This window comes from Myxococcales bacterium, from assembly GCA_022184915.1.
Lineage (GTDB): Bacteria > Myxococcota_A > Polyangia > Fen-1088 > Fen-1088 > JAGTJU01.
In genome coordinates this window covers 1,065,030-1,086,277 of sequence record JAGTJU010000001.1, presented here as the reverse complement: position 1 = coordinate 1,086,277, position 21,248 = coordinate 1,065,030, and the positions used below count along the sequence as shown (strand labels likewise).

General features: G+C 67.5%; 20 protein-coding genes and 1 tRNA gene. 11 read left to right on the top strand and 10 right to left on the bottom strand.

Annotated features, from left to right (window positions below; translation table 11 throughout):
* Positions 1 to 298: 298 nt before the first annotated feature.
* The 3 genes from KA712_04485 to KA712_04475 form a co-directional block, all read right to left on the bottom strand.
* Positions 299 to 370, bottom strand: a tRNA-Asn gene (locus KA712_04485).
* Between the two features lie 124 nt (positions 371 to 494).
* Positions 495 to 1,610 carry an amidohydrolase gene (locus tag KA712_04480; GenBank protein MCG5052196.1) on the bottom strand — a complete coding sequence of 372 codons (1,116 nt, stop codon included), beginning with the start codon at positions 1,608 to 1,610 and terminating at the stop codon, positions 495 to 497.
* 72 nt (positions 1,611 to 1,682) lie between these two features.
* Positions 1,683 to 3,854, bottom strand: a complete 2,172-nt coding sequence (locus KA712_04475; GenBank protein ID MCG5052195.1) for a TIGR02266 family protein — start codon at positions 3,852 to 3,854, stop codon at positions 1,683 to 1,685.
* On the opposite strand from KA712_04475, the gene ggt reads away from it, so the two are divergent.
* Positions 3,853 to 5,748: a gamma-glutamyltransferase gene (ggt, locus tag KA712_04470; protein ID MCG5052194.1), complete on the top strand. Its 1,896-nt coding sequence runs from the start codon at positions 3,853 to 3,855 to the stop codon at positions 5,746 to 5,748. The genes KA712_04475 and ggt overlap by 2 nt on opposite strands.
* A 45-nt stretch (positions 5,749 to 5,793) precedes the next feature.
* Here the strand turns inward: ggt and KA712_04465 are convergent, their stop codons facing one another.
* Entirely contained in the window at positions 5,794 to 6,570 is a 777-nt protein-coding gene (locus KA712_04465) for a DNA alkylation repair protein (protein ID MCG5052193.1), read from the bottom strand.
* 158 nt (positions 6,571 to 6,728) lie between these two features.
* Between KA712_04465 and accC the strand changes: the two genes are divergently transcribed.
* From accC to KA712_04420, 9 genes are all read left to right on the top strand, one after another.
* Entirely contained in the window at positions 6,729 to 8,240 is a 1,512-nt protein-coding gene (gene accC / locus KA712_04460; GenBank protein MCG5052192.1) for an acetyl-CoA carboxylase biotin carboxylase subunit, read from the top strand.
* A 286-nt stretch (positions 8,241 to 8,526) separates the two neighbouring features.
* The gene (locus KA712_04455) at positions 8,527 to 9,078 is read left to right on the top strand and encodes a hypothetical protein (GenBank protein ID MCG5052191.1); all 552 of its coding nucleotides are present in this window, start codon (positions 8,527 to 8,529) and stop codon (positions 9,076 to 9,078) included.
* Positions 9,075 to 9,698, top strand: coding sequence for an ATP synthase F0 subunit B (locus KA712_04450; GenBank protein ID MCG5052190.1), 624 nt, complete (start codon positions 9,075 to 9,077; stop codon positions 9,696 to 9,698). Before KA712_04455 ends, KA712_04450 begins: the two co-directional genes overlap by 4 nt.
* A complete protein-coding gene (atpH, locus tag KA712_04445) occupies positions 9,698 to 10,255 on the top strand; it encodes an ATP synthase F1 subunit delta (protein MCG5052189.1) in 558 nt (185 codons plus the stop codon). The genes KA712_04450 and atpH overlap by 1 nt, the downstream gene beginning before the upstream one ends.
* A gap of 22 nt (positions 10,256 to 10,277) precedes the next feature.
* Complete coding sequence (gene atpA / locus KA712_04440) at positions 10,278 to 11,807, top strand: F0F1 ATP synthase subunit alpha (GenBank protein ID MCG5052188.1); 1,530 nt, start codon at positions 10,278 to 10,280, stop codon at positions 11,805 to 11,807.
* A 6-nt stretch (positions 11,808 to 11,813) separates the two neighbouring features.
* The gene (atpG, locus tag KA712_04435; GenBank protein MCG5052187.1) at positions 11,814 to 12,683 is read left to right on the top strand and encodes an ATP synthase F1 subunit gamma; all 870 of its coding nucleotides are present in this window, start codon (positions 11,814 to 11,816) and stop codon (positions 12,681 to 12,683) included.
* Between the two features lie 28 nt (positions 12,684 to 12,711).
* Positions 12,712 to 14,151: a F0F1 ATP synthase subunit beta gene (gene atpD, locus KA712_04430; GenBank protein ID MCG5052186.1), complete on the top strand. Its 1,440-nt coding sequence runs from the start codon at positions 12,712 to 12,714 to the stop codon at positions 14,149 to 14,151.
* A 32-nt stretch (positions 14,152 to 14,183) separates the two neighbouring features.
* Positions 14,184 to 14,606, top strand: a complete 423-nt coding sequence (atpC, locus tag KA712_04425) for an ATP synthase F1 subunit epsilon (GenBank protein ID MCG5052185.1) — start codon at positions 14,184 to 14,186, stop codon at positions 14,604 to 14,606.
* Positions 14,607 to 14,643: 37 nt separating this feature from the next.
* Complete coding sequence (locus KA712_04420; GenBank protein ID MCG5052184.1) at positions 14,644 to 15,822, top strand: RNA methyltransferase; 1,179 nt, start codon at positions 14,644 to 14,646, stop codon at positions 15,820 to 15,822.
* Here the strand turns inward: KA712_04420 and KA712_04415 are convergent.
* The 4 genes from KA712_04415 to KA712_04400 form a co-directional block, all read right to left on the bottom strand.
* Positions 15,791 to 16,894 (bottom strand): hypothetical protein, encoded by a 1,104-nt coding sequence (locus KA712_04415; GenBank protein ID MCG5052183.1) that lies wholly within the window; start codon positions 16,892 to 16,894, stop codon positions 15,791 to 15,793. The genes KA712_04420 and KA712_04415 overlap by 32 nt on opposite strands.
* Before the next feature lie 60 nt (positions 16,895 to 16,954).
* Positions 16,955 to 17,668, bottom strand: a complete 714-nt coding sequence (locus KA712_04410; protein ID MCG5052182.1) for a hypothetical protein — start codon at positions 17,666 to 17,668, stop codon at positions 16,955 to 16,957.
* On the bottom strand, positions 17,644 to 18,183 hold the full coding sequence (locus KA712_04405) for a hypothetical protein (protein ID MCG5052181.1): 540 nt from the start codon (positions 18,181 to 18,183) through the stop codon (positions 17,644 to 17,646). The genes KA712_04410 and KA712_04405 overlap by 25 nt, the downstream gene beginning before the upstream one ends.
* Before the next feature lie 178 nt (positions 18,184 to 18,361).
* Complete coding sequence (locus tag KA712_04400; protein ID MCG5052180.1) at positions 18,362 to 19,228, bottom strand: hypothetical protein; 867 nt, start codon at positions 19,226 to 19,228, stop codon at positions 18,362 to 18,364.
* Between the two features lie 114 nt (positions 19,229 to 19,342).
* On the opposite strand from KA712_04400, the gene KA712_04395 reads away from it, so the two are divergent.
* The gene (locus KA712_04395; GenBank protein MCG5052179.1) at positions 19,343 to 20,134 is read left to right on the top strand and encodes a molybdenum cofactor biosynthesis protein MoaE; all 792 of its coding nucleotides are present in this window, start codon (positions 19,343 to 19,345) and stop codon (positions 20,132 to 20,134) included.
* Here KA712_04395 and KA712_04390 read toward each other — a convergent pair.
* Entirely contained in the window at positions 20,123 to 20,689 is a 567-nt protein-coding gene (locus tag KA712_04390; protein ID MCG5052178.1) for a carbonic anhydrase, read from the bottom strand. The two genes, KA712_04395 and KA712_04390, sit on opposite strands and share 12 nt — an antisense overlap.
* A gap of 111 nt (positions 20,690 to 20,800) precedes the next feature.
* Positions 20,801 to 21,139 carry a PilZ domain-containing protein gene (locus tag KA712_04385; GenBank protein ID MCG5052177.1) on the bottom strand — a complete coding sequence of 113 codons (339 nt, stop codon included), beginning with the start codon at positions 21,137 to 21,139 and terminating at the stop codon, positions 20,801 to 20,803.
* Positions 21,140 to 21,248: the final 109 nt, after the last annotated feature.

Below are 21,248 nucleotides of genomic sequence, written 5' to 3'. Positions count from 1 at the left end.
TGCGCGGGACAGTTGATCGCCGGGTCACGGTCCCGGAAACCGAGGGTCGGCTGTTAACCGCGTCTCGGCTTCTCTCTCCCCACGGGACGGAGATGAGAGCGCGAACGCCGTCCCGCGCGCCCTCGACGCGCAGCCCTCCACGCGCGCGGCGCTCTCTGCGCGATCGCCGTCCCGGCGCGCGCGACGCCCGCCGACGCGCAAACCCGCGGGGATCAGGGGACAAACGGCTAAGCCCCCTCGGATCGCTCCTTGGGGGCTTACCAACCCTCGCCCTGGTTGGCGGCGAGAGACACGTGTGCTCCGGAGGTAGGGTTCGAACCTACGACCAGCCGGTTAACAGCCGGCTGCTCTGCCACTGAGCTACTCCGGAATAATGTTTAGGGAGCAGGATTATGTGTGTTTTCGGCAGCCAGTCAAGCCTTGGGATGGCAAATGTGCACAGCGGCGGCACGCCGGCCGAACCTCCATGATGTCGCGGGCTTGAGAGCGCCCCCTCACGGGCCTGCCGCCACGGGCGGCCGCCACCTGAGCACCCGGGCGGCGTTTTCGAAGTAGAGCTTGCGCAGCACGTCCGCCGGCAGCCCCAGCCCATCGATTTTCCAGCGCCCCTGAATGGCCGTGGGGTGCTCGAACTGCTTGTCCCTCGACTCGAAGTAACGGTACGTCGACGTGAAAAAGCGCACCTCGTCGGCCGCGGTGGCGGGCTCGGCGCCCGTCGAACCGTACATCATCTCGGCCTGCGTCTCCCCCACCCCCGTGTCTGTCGCGAACAGAATCCGGTCCTGGTACTTGATGAAAAACGCCCGCATCGTCTCCGCGTCGTGGCGGCCGAGCTCGGGCACCCGTGCCGCCGTGTCCACCACGTAGTTCGGGTACTTGTCGAGCATCGCGGCCACCCGCTGCGGCTCCTCGGGCGCGTTGCCAAAGTGCACGCCGATGAACGTCGTTTTCGGGTGCCGCGCCACCCGCCGCTCGAACGCCGCGAACAGCGCCTCCCACGACGCCACGGGCTCGCCGTAGAGCGACCACTGGGGGTGCGCCATCAACTCGTCGAGCCGCTCGTTGTCCTGGTCTGGCTTTCTCCAGAACGCCTGCGGATCGCCCGTGTGGATCGCCACGGGCATGCCCAGCTCCCCCGCCTTATCGAAAAGCGGGTCCAGCCCCGGATCGTCCACCGCCAGCAGCCCCTTGCCGTCGGGCGTGGGATAGCCCAGCCCCAGCCCCTTCGTGATCTTGAGCCCCATCGCCCCGAGCCGCTTCGCCTCCGCCAGCTGCTCCGCCATCACCGTGCCATAAGCTTCGGGAAACTGGCGCAAGATGGCCGTGATCGCCGGTGTGGCGAACACCGCGATGCGCCCCTTCGCCTGCGCCGCCGCTTCGAGCTGCGTCTCCAGCGCAAAACGCGGCGGCCCTGGCGACATGCCCGAAAGGTTCACCGCCCCGTCGATGCCCCAGCGGTCCATCAGGGCCAACGTGCGTTCGATCGCACGCGGATCGATGTGCATGTGCGTGTCGATGCGGGCCAGCCGCGTGGGCGCCTGGGCCTGCTCTCGCGTGGCCGAGGCCTGGGGCTTTTTGCAGCCCCCACACAAAAGGAGAAGGCCCAGCATGCCGAGCCCCCACGGCCCCCGCCCTTTCGCCCCCCTGCCCCTGTGCACCCCGTATCCCAAGACCCACACAGCCTAGAGCGCAGGGGCCGGTGGGGCAGAGGGAGCGGGCTCGCCCTCGACCGGCGCCGGCGTTCCCTCGGCCGGAACCGGGGCCACACGGCGCAGTTTGACGGTGACGGTCAAGATGAACTCACCCCGGGCTTTCACCCAAGGATCCGAGCTGCTGAGCAGCCGCTCGTAGGGTTCGTAGCCTTCCTTGCGCACGGACAGGGCGTAGGGGCGGGTGGCGTCGAAGATGCGGCGCTGAAACGGCGTTTGCCCCTCGGACTCCCCGTCGATGAACACTTCGGCGCCCGCCGGCACCGAGCGCACGCGCAGCCAGCGGATCGCAGTGGCTTCGTCGCCCGCGGTTTCTCCCGCCGGCTCGTCCAGTGTGTCATCGATGATGGGGGCCGACGAGACCACGGTGCCTGCGGCGCGGGGGGCCTCCCGCACGGGCTTCGCGGGCGCCCGCGGGGCCGGCTTTTCCACCTGGGGCTTGGGGGCGGGGTCTTCCGCCACCGCCAGCTTGGGCGAAGGCTTCGGGTCCGCCGGCGCGGGCGTCTCCTCGGGCGTTGGGGGCGCCTCGGCCACAGGGGCCTCGGAGGGCGCCTCGACCACGGGCTCAGGCGTCGGCACGGCCACGGGGGTCACTTCGCGCGTGCCCCCGGGCCCGCTCAGTTCCACGAACGTGAACACCGCAGCTCCCACGGCCACCGCACCCAGCACCATCCACAATACCCCGCGGCGCCGGCGCGTTCCTGGTTCCGTCAGCTCGGCCCTTCGGGCCACCATGCTGGTCCCGGGTGCGGGTCCTGCCGGTGACGCCCCTCGGCCCCGACCCGTCGACTCGACCACGCCAAACGCGGTCCCCGCATCGGGACCGCTCACCAAGGGCGCTGCATCGCCAAGACCTGGCAGCATTTCGTCCTCGAAGAGGTTCGTGAGCGCGGGCATCCCCGTCTCGCTCGTCTGCGGCGAGGCGCCTGCCGGCTCGCCCGAGACCGAACCCGCGCCCGGGGGCTCGTGAGCCCGGGCGCTCTTGTCGTCGAGGTCATCGAAGTTCGGCACGTCTTCGACGATCTCCGTCTGGTCGGACGACCACGCACCCGCACCGCCAACCTTCGGCAGCGCGGACGTGCCAGGTTCCGCGGGCCGCGTGCCGGTGGGGCGGTTGACCACCGGACCACTGCGGCCCGTGGTGATCGGACCCGAGGGGACGGGAGTGGGACGGGAAAACACGGAAGAAGGGCTGGCCACGGCCACCGGGGGCGGCGTGGCGCGGAGCAGCAGGTCGGGTCCGGGCGTGACGCCGCCGCGCGTGGGTTCGCCGGGCAGGGCCGGCGTGCCCGGGCGCGCGCGGGTGGCTTCGGCGCCAAAGGCCACCGTGGAAGCAAAGCCGCCGCCCCCCGCGGGGCGGGGACGAGGTGCACCGAAGACCGGTGTGGGCGAGCGCTTCACCTCCCGCGCCTGGGCCGGCGGGGGACGAATCGCCTCTCCGCCTTGGGTGGACGGAGTTCCAGGACCCGCCAGGGTCGCCGAGGGGCCAAAGCCCTTGTCGACGGGCGCGCCCGAAGGGGGCGTGGACCTGCGCAAAGCTTCGACCGGCGGCGCGGTGAGACGGGTGGGCTCGGCATCGCCGAAACCTGGAGAGATCGAGCGCGGTCGCGAAGCCGGCGCCTCGGCAGGGGCCGGAAGATCCCTGACGATGCGTCCGTCGGTGGTCAAACGCACCTTGGCCGTGGCTTCGCTCGCCGCCGCCGTCAAGGCCGCGGCCGAAACGGGCACACCGGGGTCTTCGGGAATCGGCGTGGGGCCCCTCACCGAGGGTTTGCCCGCCTTGTCGTGGGCGGTTTTGGCCTCGAGGATGCGGTTCAGCTTCATCCGACTTTCGTCGTTGAGCAGGTCGAAGCGAATGCCCATGCCCGGGTTGCCCCCCGGCCGATCGCCTTCGGGCTGACGGGACCACGCCACGGTGCCCTCACCCACCAGGACCGGAATGCCATTGAGGAGCGAAAGCGTGAATGACACCTTGGTGCCCACGGTCAAGGGCTGGCGCGAGCGGATGAAAATGCCACCCGGGCTCACATCGGCGCCGTAGCGCTCGACGAAGCTCTCGAGGTTTTCACTGCGAAACTTGATCCGCAGCGCCAACCGCGAGCCATCACCAGGTGAGCTACTAGAACCAGAAGGGGGTTGAGCCATGAATCGTTTTGCCGAGCGGTTTTCCCTGACCCGCGCGCCCGGCCCCTGGTATACGCCCAAGGGCATGGCGGTTCAACAATACTACGCCGCGCCTCGCACGACGGAAACCGCGCAGCCGCTCGGGCGTCGTGAAAACGGTGAGGGCAACCGCACACGACGGGATCGAACGCACATGAGGCATGTACGCGAAGCGAAGCGGGGCACTGGCCTTGGCGCACGCCTCTTCGGGCTGCTGGTCATCGTAGGTGCAGGCACGCGGGCGTGGGGTGCCACACCCGCACCTTTGCGGGCCAAGCAGGGCGCCGTCGCCTCGGATCACCCCGCTGCCTCGCAGGCGGGCACAGCCCTCCTGCGCGGGGGCGGCAACGCGATCGACGCCGCGTGCGCCACGGCCTTGGCCCTCGGCGTGGTGAACCCTCACGGCTCGGGCATCGGTGGCGGTGGCTTCGCGCTGGTTTATCTCGCCAAGCCGAAGCAAGTTCACGTGTTGGATTTCCGCGAGCGCGCCCCCGCCCGCGTCTCGCCGCAGCTCTTCTACCGCGACGGCAAGCCGGATCCCGCGCTCTCGCGACAACACGGCCTGGCCGTGGCCGTGCCGGGCGAGGTGAAGGGCTTGGCCGACATGGTCGCACGCTGGGGCAAACTGCCCTTCTCCCGCTGCGTGGCACCCGCCGAGCGTCTGGCCCGCGGCGTCCCTGCAACACCGCAGGTCGCATGGATGGTGAGCCAGGTCATGAAGGACGATCCGATGATCACGAAGGTCTTCGCCTTCAAGGGCAAGGCCGCGGACGTCAAACCCGGCGACGTCCTTCGCCGTCCCACGCTGGGCCGTACGCTTGGGGTGCTTGCCCAGCAGGGCCCCCGCGCCTTTTACGAGGGTCCCATTGCCGAAGACATCGTGAACGCCGTTCAGCAGGCGCAGGGGGTGATGACCCTCGAGGATCTGAAGACCTACGACGTCACGGCGCGCGAGCCCCTCGAGGTGAACTACCGCGGCCACCGCGTGGTCACCATGCCGCCGCCCTCGTCTGGTGGCATCGTCATTGCCACGGCGCTGGGCATCCTCGCGCACGTTTTGCCCGACCCGAAACGACTCGAGGCCGGCTCGTCGGCGTACTTGCACGCCGTGGCCGAGGCGCTCAAACACGGCTTCGCCGATCGGGCCCGGCACCTGGGTGATACCGACTTCGTCGAGGTGCCCCTCGACAAGCTGCTCTCACCTGCCTACCACCTGCAGCTGGCCAAGCGGTTCAAACCCGACGGCGTGCTTGCCGCAGACGCCTACGGGATGCCAGGCGATGATCCGCGCGCAGCCGACGATGGCGGCACGGCGCACCTTTCGGTCATCGACGACGAGGGGAACGCCGTGGCGTTGACCACCACGATTAACCTGTGGTTCGGTTCGCACATCGTCACCGACCGCTTCGGCGTGGTGCTCAACAACGAGATGGACGACTTCGCGATCAAGCCCGGTGTGGAGAATGCCTTCCGGCTTCTCGGGACGGAGAAGAACGCCGTGGCCCCGCGCAAACGGCCCCTGTCGTCCATGTCACCCACCCTGGTGTTCGACGACCGCGGTGTGCGGATGGCCGTGGGCGGCGCCGGTGGGCCCACGATCATCAGCGGCACGCTCCAGGTGCTGCTGAACGTGCTCGACTTCGGGATGGACGCCCAGGCAGCGTCGGCCTCACCTCGGATTCACCATCAGTGGATGCCTGGCACCTTGGTCTACGAGCCGCAGGTTCCAAGCGACGTGGTACGCAATCTGGAGCGGCGCGGGCACACGACCCAAAGCCGAGACCACCTCACGAAGGTGAACGTGGTCGTCAGGACGGACGCAGGACTCGAGGCCGCCGCCGAGTTCCGGGGCGACGGGCAGCCTTCCGGGTTGTAAACCGGCGGCATCCGCCGGGAGGCGGAGGTCCCCCCCGCCAGGCGCCTACCTGCCCCGCGCGGGCTTGGGCGCTTTCTTCGCCGCCGGCTTGCGGGCTTTTTTCGCCCCCCGCTTGGAGGCCTTTTTTGCCGCCTTATTGGGTCCGGTGGGTCGCGCGGGGCGCGCCCGAGCCGCCATACGCAGGATGTAGGGCTCGGCGTCGGGGGTCGCACAGCCGGTGTGCCCGTGGTCCACACGCACCGGCGAAACGTCCCGCGCCACCTTGAGGGCCTCGTCTCGCAGCCCGTCCATGGTCCCCCCGATGGCGATGAGGGCCATGTTCATGGCGTGACGGGTGCGGTTGGGCGCTCCCCCGATGCCCTTGCGCACCCGCGCGAGCAGGGACGACGCTTCGGGAGCGCGCAGGCGCCCCTCGAACGCCAGCAAACTCAACACCCCCCAGCCCACCGACGACACCCACTCACCCGGATCATCGATCCAGGCCAAAGCCAGCGGTTTGGCGGCCAGCATGCGGGCCGCAAGTCCCGCCAGCGCGTCCGTGATGAGGGAGTTGCCCGCGGCCAACACCCAGGTTTCGAGCTCACCGGCATCCATCTCTCCCGGATCGGCCAGCTTGGTGGCCAGCACGCGCGCATCGTGGTTGCCCGAGGCCCACAGCTGCCGCGCGAGGGCGTGGTCGACGCCCAGGGTTTTCACGAGCGCCGCAAGGTCGGCGTAGCTCACGCCGAAGCAGGGCTCGAACACGCCATGGCGCCGGTAGGTCTTCGCGACGCTTGGTTTGGCTTTCGCTTGGAGACGCTCGAGAACTTGAGTTGCATCCATCACGCCGAACTCCCGCCGGCCCCCGAGACAAGGGGACCGTCCCCACCATTTGAGCACAGGTCTCTGGATCTCGGCCATCTAAACAAAAGGCGCGGCGTCGCTCATCCGGTCCTCCCCTCGCCGCGCCTGCGATCTGGCGATAAGCTTTAGGAGCCACCATGTCCTCACACAAGACGATCAAAAAGGTGCTCATCGCCAACCGCGGCGAAATTGCTTGCCGGGTGATCCGCGGGTGCCGCGACATGGGTATCGCCACGGTGGCCGTGTACTCGGAGGCCGACGCGCAAGCCGTGTTCGTGGGCCAGGCGGACGAGGCGGTACCCATTGGCCCCGCCCCGGCGCGGGAAAGCTACCTGCGGGCCGACAAGATCATCGCCGCCGCTCGGCAGACGGGGGCGGATGCCATTCATCCTGGCTACGGCTTCCTCTCCGAAAACGCCGACTTCGCCGAGGCCTGCGCCGAGGCCGGCATCATCTTCATCGGTCCCTCGCCGGCTGCCATTCGTTCGATGGGCGGCAAAACCTCGGCGCGGGCGGTCATGCAAGCGGCCGGAGTGCCTGTCGTGCCCGGCGACAACGGCCCGCACGGCCGGGGCTTCGAGACACCGGCACAGGCGCTCGAGGCCGCCGCCCGCATCGGCTATCCCGTGATGTTGAAGGCCGCCGCGGGTGGGGGTGGACGGGGCATGCGGCTCGTGCCGAGCGAAGACAAGCTCGAGGCCGCGCTGGCAGCGGCCCAGCGCGAATCCAAGGCGGCGTTTGGTGACGATGCAGTTTACCTGGAGAAGGCGATCCTGCGCGCCCGTCACATCGAGATCCAGGTCTTCGGTGACCACCAGGGCCACGTGGTGCACCTCTATGAACGAGATTGCTCGGTCCAGCGCCGCAACCAAAAGGTCATCGAAGAATCGCCCTCCCCTGCGCTCGACGAAGAGACGCGGCAGAAGATGGGCGCCGTCGCGGTTGCCGCGGCGAAGTCCGTGGCCTACGTCGGCGCCGGCACGGTCGAGATGCTCTTCGATGCAGACACCCGGCACTTTTATTTTCTGGAGATGAACACACGCCTTCAAGTCGAGCACCCGGTCACCGAGCTGGTGACGGGCCTCGACTTGGTGAGGTGGCAGCTCGAGGTCGCGATGGGCAAGCCGCTCCCCCTCACCCAAGATCAGATCCCCCGCCGGGGTGCTGCCATCGAGTGCCGGGTGTATGCGGAGGATCCCGTGAAGTTTCTGCCCTCCCCCGGCACCATTACGGACTTGTCGGTGCCCTCCGGGCCGGGCGTCCGCGACGACTCGGGCGTGACCTCCGGCAGCACCATCTCCGTTTACTACGATCCCATGATCTCGAAGCTCTGCACCTGGGGCACGGATCGAGCCGAGGCCATCGCCCGCATGCGGCGGGCGCTCGACGAGTACCACGTGGGGGGCATCAAAACGAACCTGGCATTCCACCGCCTGGTGATGGTGAACGATGACTTCATCGCGGGCGCTTACGACACCGGCTTCATCGAGAAAAACAAGGCCGCGCTCACGCCACCTCCCCCGGCGGACGCGCAGCGGCTCCAGGCGGCGATCGCGGCAGCGGCGCACGTCGCGAGCCAATCCGTCGCAGCCGAGCCCGCCGAGACCGCGAGCATCTCGCCCTGGCGCCAAGAAACACTGAAGTCCTGAGCGCGAAAGTTCTGCAGGCCGTTGCGTGGCCGAAACGAAGCGCAGCCGTAGACCTCGGCACACGACGGGATCGCGCGACGCGTTTCACCCACCGAGCTCAGCACCAGGTCAGGCCTGGGGCCGCGCGGGAAGAGGGTGATGCCGAATCGTCACGCGCGCGCCGAATGGGCTGGCGATGCCAGGCCGGTTGTGCGACCTTACGCGCGCTCGGACTACCCAGGTCTCGACCGGCTCTGCTTGACGCTCACAGCGGGATTTGGTACGCGAGGCCCCGGGCTTTACCGCCATGAATTCCGCCCTACTTTCCGGAGTGTCTTACCTTTCGTCGAGTCTATCAGGCCTCACCACGGGCCTGAGCTCGAGTGTGTTGTCTGCGCTGGCCGCGGCCCCTCACGCCGAGGAGTCACAGCTGCTCGACATCGACGGCACAGCGTTCGTGATGCTGGGGCTGTTCCTGGTCCTGCTGGCTGTGCTGACGCCCGTCCTCTGGCGGCCCTATATAAGGATCAGGGCAGAGCGCAGCACGCGGGTGGACGGTTACCGCGCCCAAGCCGAGCGGATGACCGCGGACGCCGAAGCCCGGCTCGCCAAGGTGGATCAAGAGTTGATCGCGGCCCGCCGTGAAGGCGCGGGCGCACTGGCCGTGGCCCGCGCTGAAGCCCAGGCACGCGAGCAAACGCTGCTCGCCGAAGCGCACGGAAAAGCCCAAAGGGCGCTCGCCGAGGCCAAGGTCAAGCTGGAAGAAGCCCTGGCCGCCCAGCGCGCAAACCTGCAAGAACGAGCCGAGGCGCTGGGCAAGGATGCCGCCGCCCGCATCTTGGGACGGAGCGTATCATGAGCCGAATCCGAAACGGAGCGACGCGGGCGGCGCTTTTGGTGCTGCCCGTCCTGGTGGTCACGTTCCCGGCCCTCGCCTTCGGCGTCGAGTCCGAGGGGGCCGAACACCACGGTGGAGGCCACGCCATCGACGGCAAGACCCTGGCCTTGCAGCTCTTCAACTTCGGCGTGCTGCTCTTCATCCTCGTCAAGTACGCGGGCGGAGCGCTGAACAAAGCGCTCGGGTCCCGGCACGAAAAGATGAAGGTCGACCTGGAAGAGGCCGAGCGCCTGCGCAACGACGCCGAGGCCAAGCTGAAGGCCCAGGAGGTCCGGCTGTCGAACCTCGAGGCCGAGATCACCCAGCTGCGGCAGTCGATGAAAGACTCCGCCGAGGCCGAGAGGCAACGTCTGGTCGCGGCCGCAGAAGAGCGGGCCAAGCGCATCGAGGAAGAAACACGCTTCCTCCTCGATCAACAGGTCAAGCAAGCCGAGCTGGGCTTCAGGGCGGAAGTGGCACGCGCTGCCGCGCGGATCGCCGAAGACGTGTTGCGCCGTTCGATCAACGGCGCTGACCAACAGCGCCTCGTCAGCGCCTTCGTGAGCGACGTTCAGGCGGGCTCTGAAAAGAGGAGCGCCTGATGGCCGCCCTGGCTGGATCGGTTTCGCGGCGCTACGCACGCGCCCTGTTCTCACTCGGATGTGACAACGGGCAGTTCGAGGCCTACGGCCGCGAGCTCGGCCTCTTGGCCGAGGTGTTCGCCGGCTCCGAGGAGCTCCGCAACGCCATGGCCAACCCCGTGGTGAAGGACTCCGAGAAACGCGCCATTTTGGACGGCATTTTGGGCGCCCTCTTGCCGCCCGTGGGGGCGAGCTCCGAGGTGCGGCGCTTCGTGCGGCTCTTGCTCGAGCGCAGGCGCATCATCGAGCTGCCTCGCGTGGCTTCGGCCTATCAGCGTCTTACCGACGAGCGTCTTGGTCGCGTCCGCGGACGCGTCGTTTCGGCGACCCCACTCGACAGTGCGGCCCTCGACGAAATCCGCGCCGCGCTCGAGGCGCGCACGGGCAAGCAGGTGCTGCTCGAGACCTCGGTGGATCCCGAAATCCTCGGGGGCGTGGTGGCGCACGTGGGTGATCTGGTGTTGGACGGGAGTCTGCGAAGCCGCCTCGAAACCCTCTCCCGCAAAATTTTGAACTAGCCACACGAACAGGAACGCTCCGATGCAAATTCGCGCCGAAGAGATAAGCCAGATCATCCGCAAAGAGATCGAGAACTTCGACCAAAAGGTCGAGGTGACCGAAACCGGCACGGTGCTGGAAACCGGTGACGGCATTGCCCGTGTCTACGGCCTGGAAAACGCCATGGCGGGCGAGCTGCTCGACTTCGGACACGGCGTGGTGGGCTTGGTTTTGAACCTCGAAGAGGACAACGTGGGCTGCGCCCTCCTCGGCGAGTTCCAGAAGATTCGAGAAGGCGCCACGGTCAAGCGCACGGGCAAGATCGCCCAGGTGCCCGTGGGTGACGCACTCATCGGCCGCGTGGTCAATGCGCTCGGCGAGCCGATCGACGGAAAGGGCCCGCTCGACACCAAAGAATTCCGCAAGATCGAGCTGAAGGCGCCGGGCGTGATCGCCCGTAAGCCGGTGCACGAGCCGATGCAAACGGGCCTGAAGGCCATCGACGCCATGATCCCGATCGGCCGCGGGCAGCGCGAGCTCATCATCGGTGACCGCCAGACCGGCAAGACCGCCGTGGCGATCGACACGATCATCAATCAAAAAGGCCAGGACGTTCACTGCTTCTACGTGGCCATCGGACAGAAGCAATCCACGGTAGCCTCGGTGGTGGAGAAGCTCCGCGAGCACGGCGCGATGGCCTACACCACCATCATCGCCGCCACGGCCTCCGAGTCCGCCCCGTTGCAGTTCCTCGCGCCCTATACGGGCGTAGCCATGGCGGAGTACTACCGCGACAGCGGCCGCCACGGCCTCATCGTTTATGACGATTTGTCGAAGCAGGCTGTTGCCTATCGTCAGCTCTCCCTGCTGCTGCGCCGCCCGCCCGGCCGCGAAGCTTATCCGGGCGACGTGTTTTACCTGCACAGCCGCCTCCTCGAGCGCGCCTGCAAGGTGTCGGACGAGCTTGGCGCTGGGTCACTCACCGCGTTGCCCATCATCGAGACGCAGGCGGGCGACGTTTCGGCGTACATCCCCACGAACGTCATCTCGATCACCGACGGTCAGATCTACCTCGAAAGCGATCTGTTCTACTCGGGCCAGCGTCCCGCGCTGAACGTGGGCATCTCGGTGTCTCGCGTCGGCGGCGCCGCCCAGATCGCCGCCATGAAGAAGGTGGCCGGCAAGCTCCGTCTCGAGCTGGCCCAGTACCGCGAACTCGCGGCCTTCGCTCAGTTCGGTTCGGACCTCGACAAGGCCACGCAGCAGCAGCTCAACCGCGGCGCCCGCCTCACCGAGTTGCTCAAGCAGGGTCAGTACGAGCCGCTGCCCGTCGAACGGCAGGTGCTCATCATTTTCGCCGCCACGAACGGCTACGTCGACGCCTTGCCGGTGTCGGTGGTGCGCCGCTACGAATCGGAGCTTTACGCCTTCGTCGACAGCAGCCACCCCCAGCTGTGGACCGACCTTCGTGAGAAGGGCAAAAACGGCAAACAATACGACGAGCTCGTGCAGGCCATGCGCAAGGTGCTCGGCGAGTTCGGCAAGCAGTTCGCCCCCGACCTCAAGGCCTAAAGCGCCATGCCTTCCCTCAAAGCCGTCCGCCGCCGGATCGCCTCGGTCAAGTCGACCCAGAAGATCACGCGCGCCATGAAGCTGGTGGCGGCGGCCAAACTCCGCCGCGCGCAGGACGACATCGTCGCCGCGCGCCCCTACGCCCACGCCTTGGCCGAGGCCGTGGCGCAGGTGGCCCTGCGGGCCGGAAGCGCCTCTCACCCCATGCTCCAGCGTCGCGAGCAGCGCCGCTTGGCGCTCATCGTGCTCACGTCCGACCGCGGTCTATGCGGCGGCTTCAATGCCACGGTCTGCCGAGCGGCCGTACGCTTCATGGAAGAGCAAAAGGCTTCGGGCCAAGTGGACGAGTTCAAGCTCTTCGTCGTGGGCCGCAAGGGTCGTGACTTCTTTCGGAGACGCGGCTACACGCCGGCGGCCCAGCTTCCTGCGGCCGCGGGTGAAGCAGCCCTTGCGCGCGCCAAGGAGCTTGGCCTCAGTGTCACGGACGACTTCCTCAACGACCGCATCGACGGCGTCCGGATCGTCTACAACGAGTTCAAATCGGCGGTGTCGCAGAAAGTGGCCATCGAAACCCTGCTTCCCGTCGACCTGAGCGAGTTCCCCGAAGAGAGCCTCATCGACTTTACCTACGAGCCGTCGAAGGACGAGCTGCTCTCGACCATGATGCCGCTTTACCTCGAGTCGCGCATTCACCGTGCGTTGCTCGAGTCTGTGGCATCGGAGTTTGGGGCCCGCATGACCGCGATGGAGAGCGCCACCAACAACGCCAAGGCGGCCATCGAACGCCTGACGCTCGAATACAACCGCGCACGCCAGGCGGCCATCACCAAAGAGCTGATGGAAATCGTAGGTGGCGCAGAAGCTTTGAACGGATAACCGACCTCGCGACAAGAGGAAACCAGCGATGCAGACGAACCAGAGTGGAAAGATTGTTCAGGTCATCGGACCGGTGGTCGACGTGGCCTTCGAGTCCATCGACCTGCCCGAGATCAACACGGCGCTCACGATCACGAACCCGTCGATCGACGCAACGGCAGACAACCTCGTGGTCGAGGTCGCCCAGCACCTGGGTGAGCGCACGGTTCGCTGCATCGCCATGGACACCACCGACGGATTGGTCCGCGGCATGGACGTCCGCAACACAGGTGGCCCCATCGCGATGCCCGTGGGCCGCGAAATCCTGGGGCGTATTCTGAATGTCGTCGGTCGCCCCGTGGACGAAGCAGGCCCCGTCAAGGCCACGAAGACGCTGCCCATCCACCGCCCCGCGCCCGCCTTCGTGAACCAATCGGTCAAGGTAGAGATGTTCGAGACGGGCATCAAGGTCATCGACCTTCTCGCTCCTTACCGTCGCGGCGGCAAGATCGGCCTGTTCGGTGGCGCCGGCGTCGGCAAGACCGTCACCATGCTCGAGCTCATCAACAACGTGGCCAAAAAGCACGGTGGCTTCTCTGTCTTCGGCGGCGTGGGCGAGCGCACCCGCGAAGGCCGCGACCTCTACAACGAGATGTCCGAATCCAAGCTCTCTGACGGCAGCTCCGTGCTCTCGAAGACGGCGCTGGTCTACGGGCAGATGAACGAGCCCCCGGGCGCACGCGCGCGCGTCGCCCTCTCGGCGCTCACCGCGGCCGAGTACTTCCGCGACGAAGAGGGCCAGGACGTTCTTCTCTTCATCGACAACATCTTTCGCTTCACCCAGGCCGGCTCCGAGGTGTCCGCGCTCCTCGGCCGCATCCCCTCCGCGGTGGGTTACCAGCCCACCCTCGCCACCGAAATGGGTGGCCTGCAGGAGCGCATCACCTCGACCGACAAGGGCTCGATCACCTCGGTGCAAGCCATCTACGTGCCCGCCGACGACTTGACCGATCCCGCGCCCGCCACGGCCTTCGCCCACCTCGACGCGACCACGGTGCTTTCGCGCCAGATCTCCGAGCTCGGGATCTACCCTGCCGTGGATCCGCTCGACTCGACCAGCACCATCTTGACCCAGGCCGTCGTGGGGGAAGAGCACTACCGGGTGGCGCGCCAGGTGCAGCAGATCTTGCAGCGATACAAGGAGCTTCAGGACATCATCGCGATCTTGGGTATGGACGAGCTGTCGGAAGATGATCGGCTGACGGTGTCCCGCGCGCGCAAGATCCAAAAGTTCCTGTCGCAGCCCTTCTTCGTGGCCGAAGCGTTCACCGGAGCCCCCGGAAAGTACGTGGAGGTCAAGGACACCGTGCGGAGCTTCAAGGAGATCGTCGACGGCAAGTGCGACGACCTGCCCGAGCAGGCGTTCTACATGCAGGGCGCTATCGAGGACGTCCGCGAGCGCGCCGCCCAGATGGCCAAAGAAAGCTGAGCCGGGCCTTCACCCAAAGAGGAACGCCGAGCATGCGCCTTTCCATCACCACACCCCGCGGCTCCCTCATCGACACGGAGGTCGATGAGGTGATCGCGCCGGGTTCCCTCGGCGAGTTCGGCATCTTGCCGGGTCACATTCCCTTCCTCTCCGCCCTGCGTCCGGGCGTGCTGACCTACCGGACGCGGGAGGGTGAACGAGTGTTCGCCGTGAGCGACGGGCTGCTCGAGGTGGCTCAAACGCCCAAGGGCGAGCAGGTCCTGGTTCTCGTGGCCCAGGCCACGCGGTCGAGCGGAATCAACCGCGAGGCGGCCGCGGGAGAGCTCGCGGAGACTGAAAAACAGCTGACTGACTGGAAGGGCGACTTTGGTGGTGATCACCAAGCTCTGCAGCTGCGCCGCGCGTGGGCCGAGGCCCGCGTGAACGCTGCGGCCCGCTCTGCCTCACAGGCCTGACGGGCCCCGCCCCGCTCTGCGCTCCCCGGTGGGACTCGTGCCGCCCACGCTCCATCCCTTTTTCGTCACCTGCGAGCCCGGCGCCGAGGGTGCCCTGCGGCGTGAGCTCGTCAACCTCCGCATCCGCGGGCCCAAGGGCGCACGCGCAGGTGTGTTCTTTCGCGGGACCTTCGAGGAGGGCATGCGCATTTGTTTGCATGCCCGTACGGCCATGCGGGTGCTGCTCGAGCTCGCGGCCTTCGACGCCTCGTCGGCCGAGTCCCTCTACGAAGCGGTGTACGAGCTTCCCTGGCAGGACCACCTGGGAGCGGACCACACCTTCGCGGTGCGTGCGCAGGTCAGCGGCTCGGCCGCCTTCACGAACTCACAGTTTGCGGCGCTCAAGGCCAAGGATGCGATCGTCGATAGGCTGCGGGTGCAGCTCGGCCGGCGCCCGAACGTCGATCCCCGCGACCCGGACCTTCAAGTGGCCTTGCACGTCAATGGCACGCAGGGCCGCCTGTTTTTGGATCTCGCGGGCGCACCCCTGCATCGGCGCGGCTACCGCGTGTCCATGACCGAAGCGCCCCTGAAAGAGACCCTCGCGGCCTCGGTGCTGGCCCTCGGCAACGTGAGCCCCGAGGCGCCCTTCCTGGATCCCATGGCGGGCTCCGGCACCCTGGCGATCGAACACGCGCTGAGGGCACGCCACAAGGCCCCAGGACTGGATCGCAGCTTCGGCTTCGAGCGCTGGCCCTCGCTCACGATGCGCAGTGAGTGGACGAGCATGAAAGAGGCAGCCCGCGCCGCCGTGTTGCCTCGTGCGCCCGCGCCCATCTGGGTGCGTGACCACGACCCCGCAGCCCTCGAGGCGTTACGCGAGAACGCGGCCGCTGCCGGCGTGCTGGGCGATCTACAAGTCGAAACGGCTGCTCTGTCGCGCCTCACCGCCCCAGCCCCGCAGGGGACCCTCTGCACCAACCCACCTTACGGCGAGCGGCTGGACCGAGGGACGAGCGGGCACGATGACGTAGCCCGCGACCTTGCTCTTGCGCTGCACCGGGTCTGGGGGTGGGCCGCCGTGGTGCTCGTTCCCGACCCGCTCTTCGCCCGCACGCTCACGGTGCGCCCCGCGTTCTCGCACCGCCTTTGGAACGGAGGGCTCGAGGTCCGCTTGATGCGCTTCGAGCTTGGTACGGCCGCCGCTACTGACGATCGAAAAGCACGGGATAGCTGAACGCCTGGGTCTCCCGCTGAAACCGCGGGAAACGCGCCTTGCGAACCGCGTCCTTGAGGCACTGACCTACCAAAGTGCCCTCGAGACTTCCCCGCAGCACCACCCCGAGGGGAACCCCCGTGCTGCCGCTCACGGTCACGTCGATGTCGGCACGCCCGCGGAGGGAAAATTGCTTGTGGCAAGCGTCGATGTCAGGCCGTACCGCCAACATCGCCCGCGAGATCTCCGCAGCGTCGAGCTTGTCCGGCAGCGTGGAAGCGGCCCCCGACGCAGCGGAGACGTCTTCCCCACACTCATTGCCCTCGCTGTACTTGTCTGCCGGAGCCTCGGAGGGTGGCTGTGAATACAGCACTTCGCCCGTGCAGTGATTGAAGATGCGCGCCCCCAGCAGATTGAACGCCAGCCCGCGGCTTGGACCGAAGGTCCACTCTTGGTCGCTCGGCTCGAAGACAAACTGGGCCCGTAGGTGTGGACGAACCTGAGCCAGCCACGTGCGCGATTCCACGATGTCGTTGAAAGTCAGCGACGCCTGGGCCACCTCGAGCGCGGCCGCAAGCGAACGGGCCGACTTGTCCGGCTTGCTCAGGGTCACGAGCCGCTTGGTTTGCCCTTTGCCGGGCGCGACCGGCTGCTTGCACGCCAAACACCCCACGGCGCCGATCCGAAAGCCCTTCACGCGGGCGTCATAGTCGGACACGGTGACCGCATCCGGGTCGGTGACGATCTGGGCGTAGGTGTGCGCGGGCATGGTTTGGCGCAAAAACGCCACGCTCCCCCGGCACCGCGCTTTGTCGAGTTCGCGGCGCGCTTCGCTGCAGGTCTCGAGAAACGGCGCAATCAGCGTCTCGAGATCGACGGACGGCAGAGCCTCGGCCAGCAGCGCCTCGAAGGTGCCGGCCGGCGAGCGCCGGGCGCTGGTGGTGGCGGTCCAATCGGTTCCGGCGCGCGGGGGCTGCGCCGCTTCGGCCGCCGCGGATGGGCCTGCGGGCGCGGCGGGGCTCTGCGCGCGGGCCCTCGCGCCCAAGTCGACCCAGAAGATCCCCAAAAGAGCTGCCAGAACCGCGCGCTTCATGAGCGATTCCTACCCCAGATTGGTCCCGAAGGGAAAGTCTCGGCCACGGGCCCGGGCGGATCAGAACGACGCAGGCCCCGTCGCGGGCGCGGGATGGGGGGCTCCCAGGCTCATGCTGTCGAGCAGGTTTTGCAGCTGAACCTGCAGGTTCCGCAGGTTGTGGCAATAGCGCGCCATGTCCGGCTCGAACTCGACACGCGCCACGACGCCCAGAAGCAGGTCGTGAAACTGCCCGCCCAGAAGCACGGTCCGAAAACCAGGGCGCTTGACCCGGTCGAAAGGCTCGAGCGTCTGCCCTGCCAGGCGGTAGCTCCGTGGGTACCGGTCACACTCGAGGGGCTGTTCGGGAAGCACGAGATGTTCCGTCAGTGCAAAGAGCGGCAACGGCGCAAGCTTCTCGAACACCTGCTCGCGCGGGGCCCCGCGGCTCGGCCCCGCCGGCCACGTGTAGATCCACACGTGCACGTCCGCCGTGCGCGCCTCGTAGTTGCGTGCCACGGGCGTCTGGGCCCCAGCGCCTTGATCGATCACCGCATCCCCAAACTGCCCGATCCGCACCTTGGTGGGCACGTCCGCACCGGTGCTCGCCTGCTCGACCTCCCAAAAACCAGGCACCTCGAGAACGTAGCTGGGCGTGACCACCTGCTTTTGCCCTGCACAGCCCGCTCCCCAAAACGACAACGACGCGGCCAGCAGCAAAGCGCGGCTGTGACGAAAGGCCCCCGCGCCCCGCGTCCCCCCCACGGCGCTTACATCCCGCTCAGGAACTTCCATTTGCCTTGGTCGCTCTTCTCGAGCACGAAGCGATGGAAGTCCGTAACCCGGCGGTACTGATCGCCCACCTCCGCCGCCAGTTCGAAGGAGCCGTCGATGAGGACCTCCACATCGGCCCGGTTCCCCTGACGCTTCACCGTCTTGTAACGGACCTGGTAGCGAAGGCTTTTGAGACGCCCGAGCCGTTTCTGGAGAATCTGCCGCAGGCCTTCGTACCCGTAGTCGTCGTCCGCCTGGGGCGTGCCCGAGTCCTCGAAGTAGGTCTTCGAGGCCAACAGCAGCAGCCCGTCCAGATTGCGCTCGAGAAGCCGGGTCCGGTACTCCTCCACGGTCTCGAGGATCGCGCGGTTCTCGGGCGTGTCAGGCACCGTCGTGCCCGGCAGCGTGGCGGCGTGGCCGCAGCCCGCCGCGAGAAACAGACACAGAAGGCCGAGCGGCGAGCGGCCCAAGCGCAGGACGCCGAGACGCAGCAAGCCCAGGCACCGGAGAGCGTTGAGGGATCCAAGGCGACGCATGGTGTGGCCTGCGACTTAGCATCATCCGTTCCAAGCGTCGATGCGCCGGGCCAGGCACGAAAACACCGCCAATTTGGGGGAGAGCCCCGGCGGGGGCCAGCGACGAGCGACAATCCGTCCGCCGGCTCCTCGCGGAACCTGCCAATTTGGCAACGGCGCCCGGGGCGCCTTCAGGCCCTCAGCCGGCGAGCAGCGATTGAATGTTCGACTTTTCCCAGGCGTGAGCTTTTTCGTACTCCGGAAAGGAGCGCTCCTCCGCCATGAAGGCAGGCGTGTGGTAACAGCGGCGGCCGCCTTTTTCCACGGCCCCATGCTTGTCGTGCAACATCTCGTGGAACACGATCCAGGCCACGAAGTATGCAGGCACGGCCTCGTTGTCCAAGGCCGGATGGATGCGGATCACCCGATCCTCCACCGCGTAGCTGCCCATCTTGATCGAACGTCGGCGCCCCTCCCGGCGTGGGGCCGTTCCCCAGGTGATGCGCGCACGTATTTTGCCTCGAAAGTGGGCCTCGTTGAGCTCGTCGAAGATCTTCTGCAGGTCGTGCACCTTGCCCTGGGTCCGCACCTTGAGGGGCCGCCGCCGGCGGGGCTGGTCCTTGATGACGCTGTCGTTGTCACGAATGAAGTCCCCCAGGGCCAAAGAGGCGCGGGGATCGTTGTGCACGATGTACCGGGCCAGATGCCGCGTGACGCGCACGTCGGCTGCCGCGAACATCCTGTGCACCCTCACACCGTACCCATCGGTCCGGCGCCGCACCGTGATCATCGTGTAGCGGTTGTCCGTGAGCCGCAGCTCGAGCGCTTTCCCCGGCGGCATGTGGCCTCCCACGAGCTGCTCGAGGCGGGTCTCCTCGGGAGAGCGCGCCGGTTCGATGCGCACCTCGCGCGCCGGTGCACGGCGGGCCGGACGGCGCCGCAGCTGGCTGGGCGACGCGCCGGCGCTGTCGTCCGCCGCGCTCGCCTGGCGGCGGGCCGCGGCGCGGGCGGCCGTGCCCGCAGAGCGTTCGGGTCCGCGTTGGCTCACCAATCGATTATTCACCATGGGGGGCGGCTCGTCAGGGCGTCGGATGTTGGGGCTCACCGGATCTGCCTCGCGTCGGTCGGATGGGGGTTTCTGTGGTTTTATGTGCGCGATGTAGGTGACGCAGCGACGAAAATGAATCTAGTCACCTCGGTCCGTCAATGCAAAATTTCTATCGCACTAGGATTCCTTGGTTTTTCCTGTGGACACTTTGTGGACACGCGTGCCGTTTGGAGCGTGGGTCTGCTAAGACCCGCCCTCGTGAAGGTCCAGGTCTTGTATTTCGCGGTGTTGCGCGAGCGCGTGCGGCTCGATGAAGAGCAGCTCGACGTCGCCGAAGGGCTGTCGGTCGAAGACCTTCTGGCCGCACTCGCGCACCGGCATCCGGCCCTCGTCGGGCTTCTGCCCCACCTTTCGGTGGCCGTGAACCGTAAGGTCGTGCCGCGCGCCACCCGCCTGCGGGCCGACGACGAAGTGGCGCTGCTGCCGCCGGTCGCCGGAGGCGCCGATCCCCGCCGGGTGGCGATCGAGACGCACCCCCTGTCACTTGACGAGGTGGTCGCAGCCGTTCAAAGCCCCGGGCAGGGGGGGCTGGTCACCTTCACGGGCACGGTGCGCGACCACGGCCACCACGCGCAGGTGGTGAGACTCGAGTACGAGGCCTTCGTGCCCATGGCGATCCAGGTGATGACGGCACTGGCCGACGAGGTCCAGGCCGAGTGGCCGGGGACACGCGTGGCCGTTCACCACCGCCTCGGCGCCCTGGGCGTGGGAGAGTTGGCCGTGGTGATCGCCGTGTCGGCCCCTCATCGCGCCGAGGCCTTCGACGCCTGCCGGGCCGTCATCGACCGCCTCAAAGAGCGCGTGCCGATCTGGAAAAAAGAGATCGGCGCCGACGGCGCAACGTGGGTGGGCTTAGGGCCTTGAGGCGGCCGACGAGCTGCCGTGGACGGGCCCGTCGAAGAACTCCACCTCACCCGTCGCCAGATCGTACTCGGCGCCCACCACCGTGAGGCCGTCCTGCGCGAGCTGCTCGAGCAGGGCCGAACCGTGGCGCAATTGGTTGGCCGCCATGCGCACGTTGGCGCGGACGGCGAGGTGAAGCAGGGCCTCACGGTCGGCAGCGAGTTCCGATTCCACGAGTGGCTCCAAGGCGGGTCTGACCCGGTCCACGATGGACCGCAGGTTCCGCGAAGCCGAGGGCTCCGCGCCTTCCAGCTCTTCCAGGGTGGCGCTGATGGCCCCGCACTGCGTGTGGCCCAGCACCACCACGAGACGACTGCCAAAGCGGCTCGCCGCGAACTCCACGCTGCCCACCTGGGAGGGGGCCACGATGTTGCCCGCCACGCGAATCACGAACAGGTCACCCAGGCCCTGATCGAACACCATCTCCAACGGCACGCGAGAGTCCGAGCAGCCGAGCACGATGGCGAAAGGCTCCTGGCGCGAGGCCATCTCGGCGCGCCGGGTGTAGCTCAGCATCGATTCGAGACTCCTCAGATTCGAAACGAACCTCTTGTTGCCTTCGCGTAGCCGCTCGAGGGCCTCCTGGGCGTCAATCAAAGCGGGCGCACTCTAGCACGGGGCTTGGCCTCAGCCAGGCGCCCGGGGTCGACGGGGCGTCCCCCGGGACACCAGCCGGGCAATGAGAGCCCGTGAAGCCGGGGTGAGGTCCATGAAAACCACGCCCATGCCCGGTGGGGCCTCTGACACGCGCACCACGGTGGCGGCCCCTTCGAGGATCTCGGGATCCTCCGCAAGCACCGTGAAGCGCAACCGCAACCGGGTGCCCACGGGCCAGGCGTCGCGCGTGTGAATGAAGGCGCCCGAGCGAGACACGTTGGTCACGTACTCCGACAGGAGCTTACCCAGCGCGTCGAACTCGATGTTGATGTCGACCCGCCGATCGCGCACCCCGGGCCCCTTCTCCATGAGGAGATCCTAACGTCGGTCGGCGGGCGAGGGAAGCGCCCCGGGCACGGGCACGCGAACATCAACAACGCTCCCCTCTTTTTTGCTGCCAATACGACAGCGGCCGGAG

What these genes read in the sequence shown, in the direction of transcription:
- KA712_04480 (MCG5052196.1), bottom strand. Translation starts at nt 1,610, where the DNA reads ATGCTGGGCCTTCTCCTTTTGTGTGGGGGCTGCAAAAAGCCCCAGGCC.
- ggt (MCG5052194.1), top strand. Translation starts at nt 3,853, where the DNA reads ATGAATCGTTTTGCCGAGCGGTTTTCCCTGACCCGCGCGCCCGGCCCC.
- KA712_04475 (MCG5052195.1), bottom strand. Translation starts at nt 3,854, where the DNA reads ATGGCTCAACCCCCTTCTGGTTCTAGTAGCTCACCTGGTGATGGCTCG.
- KA712_04465 (MCG5052193.1), bottom strand. Translation starts at nt 6,570, where the DNA reads ATGGATGCAACTCAAGTTCTCGAGCGTCTCCAAGCGAAAGCCAAACCA.
- accC (MCG5052192.1), top strand. Translation starts at nt 6,729, where the DNA reads ATGTCCTCACACAAGACGATCAAAAAGGTGCTCATCGCCAACCGCGGC.
- KA712_04455 (MCG5052191.1), top strand. Translation starts at nt 8,527, where the DNA reads ATGAATTCCGCCCTACTTTCCGGAGTGTCTTACCTTTCGTCGAGTCTA.
- KA712_04450 (MCG5052190.1), top strand. Translation starts at nt 9,075, where the DNA reads ATGAGCCGAATCCGAAACGGAGCGACGCGGGCGGCGCTTTTGGTGCTG.
- atpH (MCG5052189.1), top strand. Translation starts at nt 9,698, where the DNA reads ATGGCCGCCCTGGCTGGATCGGTTTCGCGGCGCTACGCACGCGCCCTG.
- atpA (MCG5052188.1), top strand. Translation starts at nt 10,278, where the DNA reads ATGCAAATTCGCGCCGAAGAGATAAGCCAGATCATCCGCAAAGAGATC.
- atpG (MCG5052187.1), top strand. Translation starts at nt 11,814, where the DNA reads ATGCCTTCCCTCAAAGCCGTCCGCCGCCGGATCGCCTCGGTCAAGTCG.
- atpD (MCG5052186.1), top strand. Translation starts at nt 12,712, where the DNA reads ATGCAGACGAACCAGAGTGGAAAGATTGTTCAGGTCATCGGACCGGTG.
- atpC (MCG5052185.1), top strand. Translation starts at nt 14,184, where the DNA reads ATGCGCCTTTCCATCACCACACCCCGCGGCTCCCTCATCGACACGGAG.
- KA712_04415 (MCG5052183.1), bottom strand. Translation starts at nt 16,894, where the DNA reads ATGAAGCGCGCGGTTCTGGCAGCTCTTTTGGGGATCTTCTGGGTCGAC.
- KA712_04410 (MCG5052182.1), bottom strand. Translation starts at nt 17,668, where the DNA reads ATGGAAGTTCCTGAGCGGGATGTAAGCGCCGTGGGGGGGACGCGGGGC.
- KA712_04405 (MCG5052181.1), bottom strand. Translation starts at nt 18,183, where the DNA reads ATGCGTCGCCTTGGATCCCTCAACGCTCTCCGGTGCCTGGGCTTGCTG.
- KA712_04400 (MCG5052180.1), bottom strand. Translation starts at nt 19,228, where the DNA reads ATGGTGAATAATCGATTGGTGAGCCAACGCGGACCCGAACGCTCTGCG.
- KA712_04395 (MCG5052179.1), top strand. Translation starts at nt 19,343, where the DNA reads ATGAATCTAGTCACCTCGGTCCGTCAATGCAAAATTTCTATCGCACTA.
- KA712_04390 (MCG5052178.1), bottom strand. Translation starts at nt 20,689, where the DNA reads ATGCTGAGCTACACCCGGCGCGCCGAGATGGCCTCGCGCCAGGAGCCT.
- KA712_04385 (MCG5052177.1), bottom strand. Translation starts at nt 21,139, where the DNA reads ATGGAGAAGGGGCCCGGGGTGCGCGATCGGCGGGTCGACATCAACATC.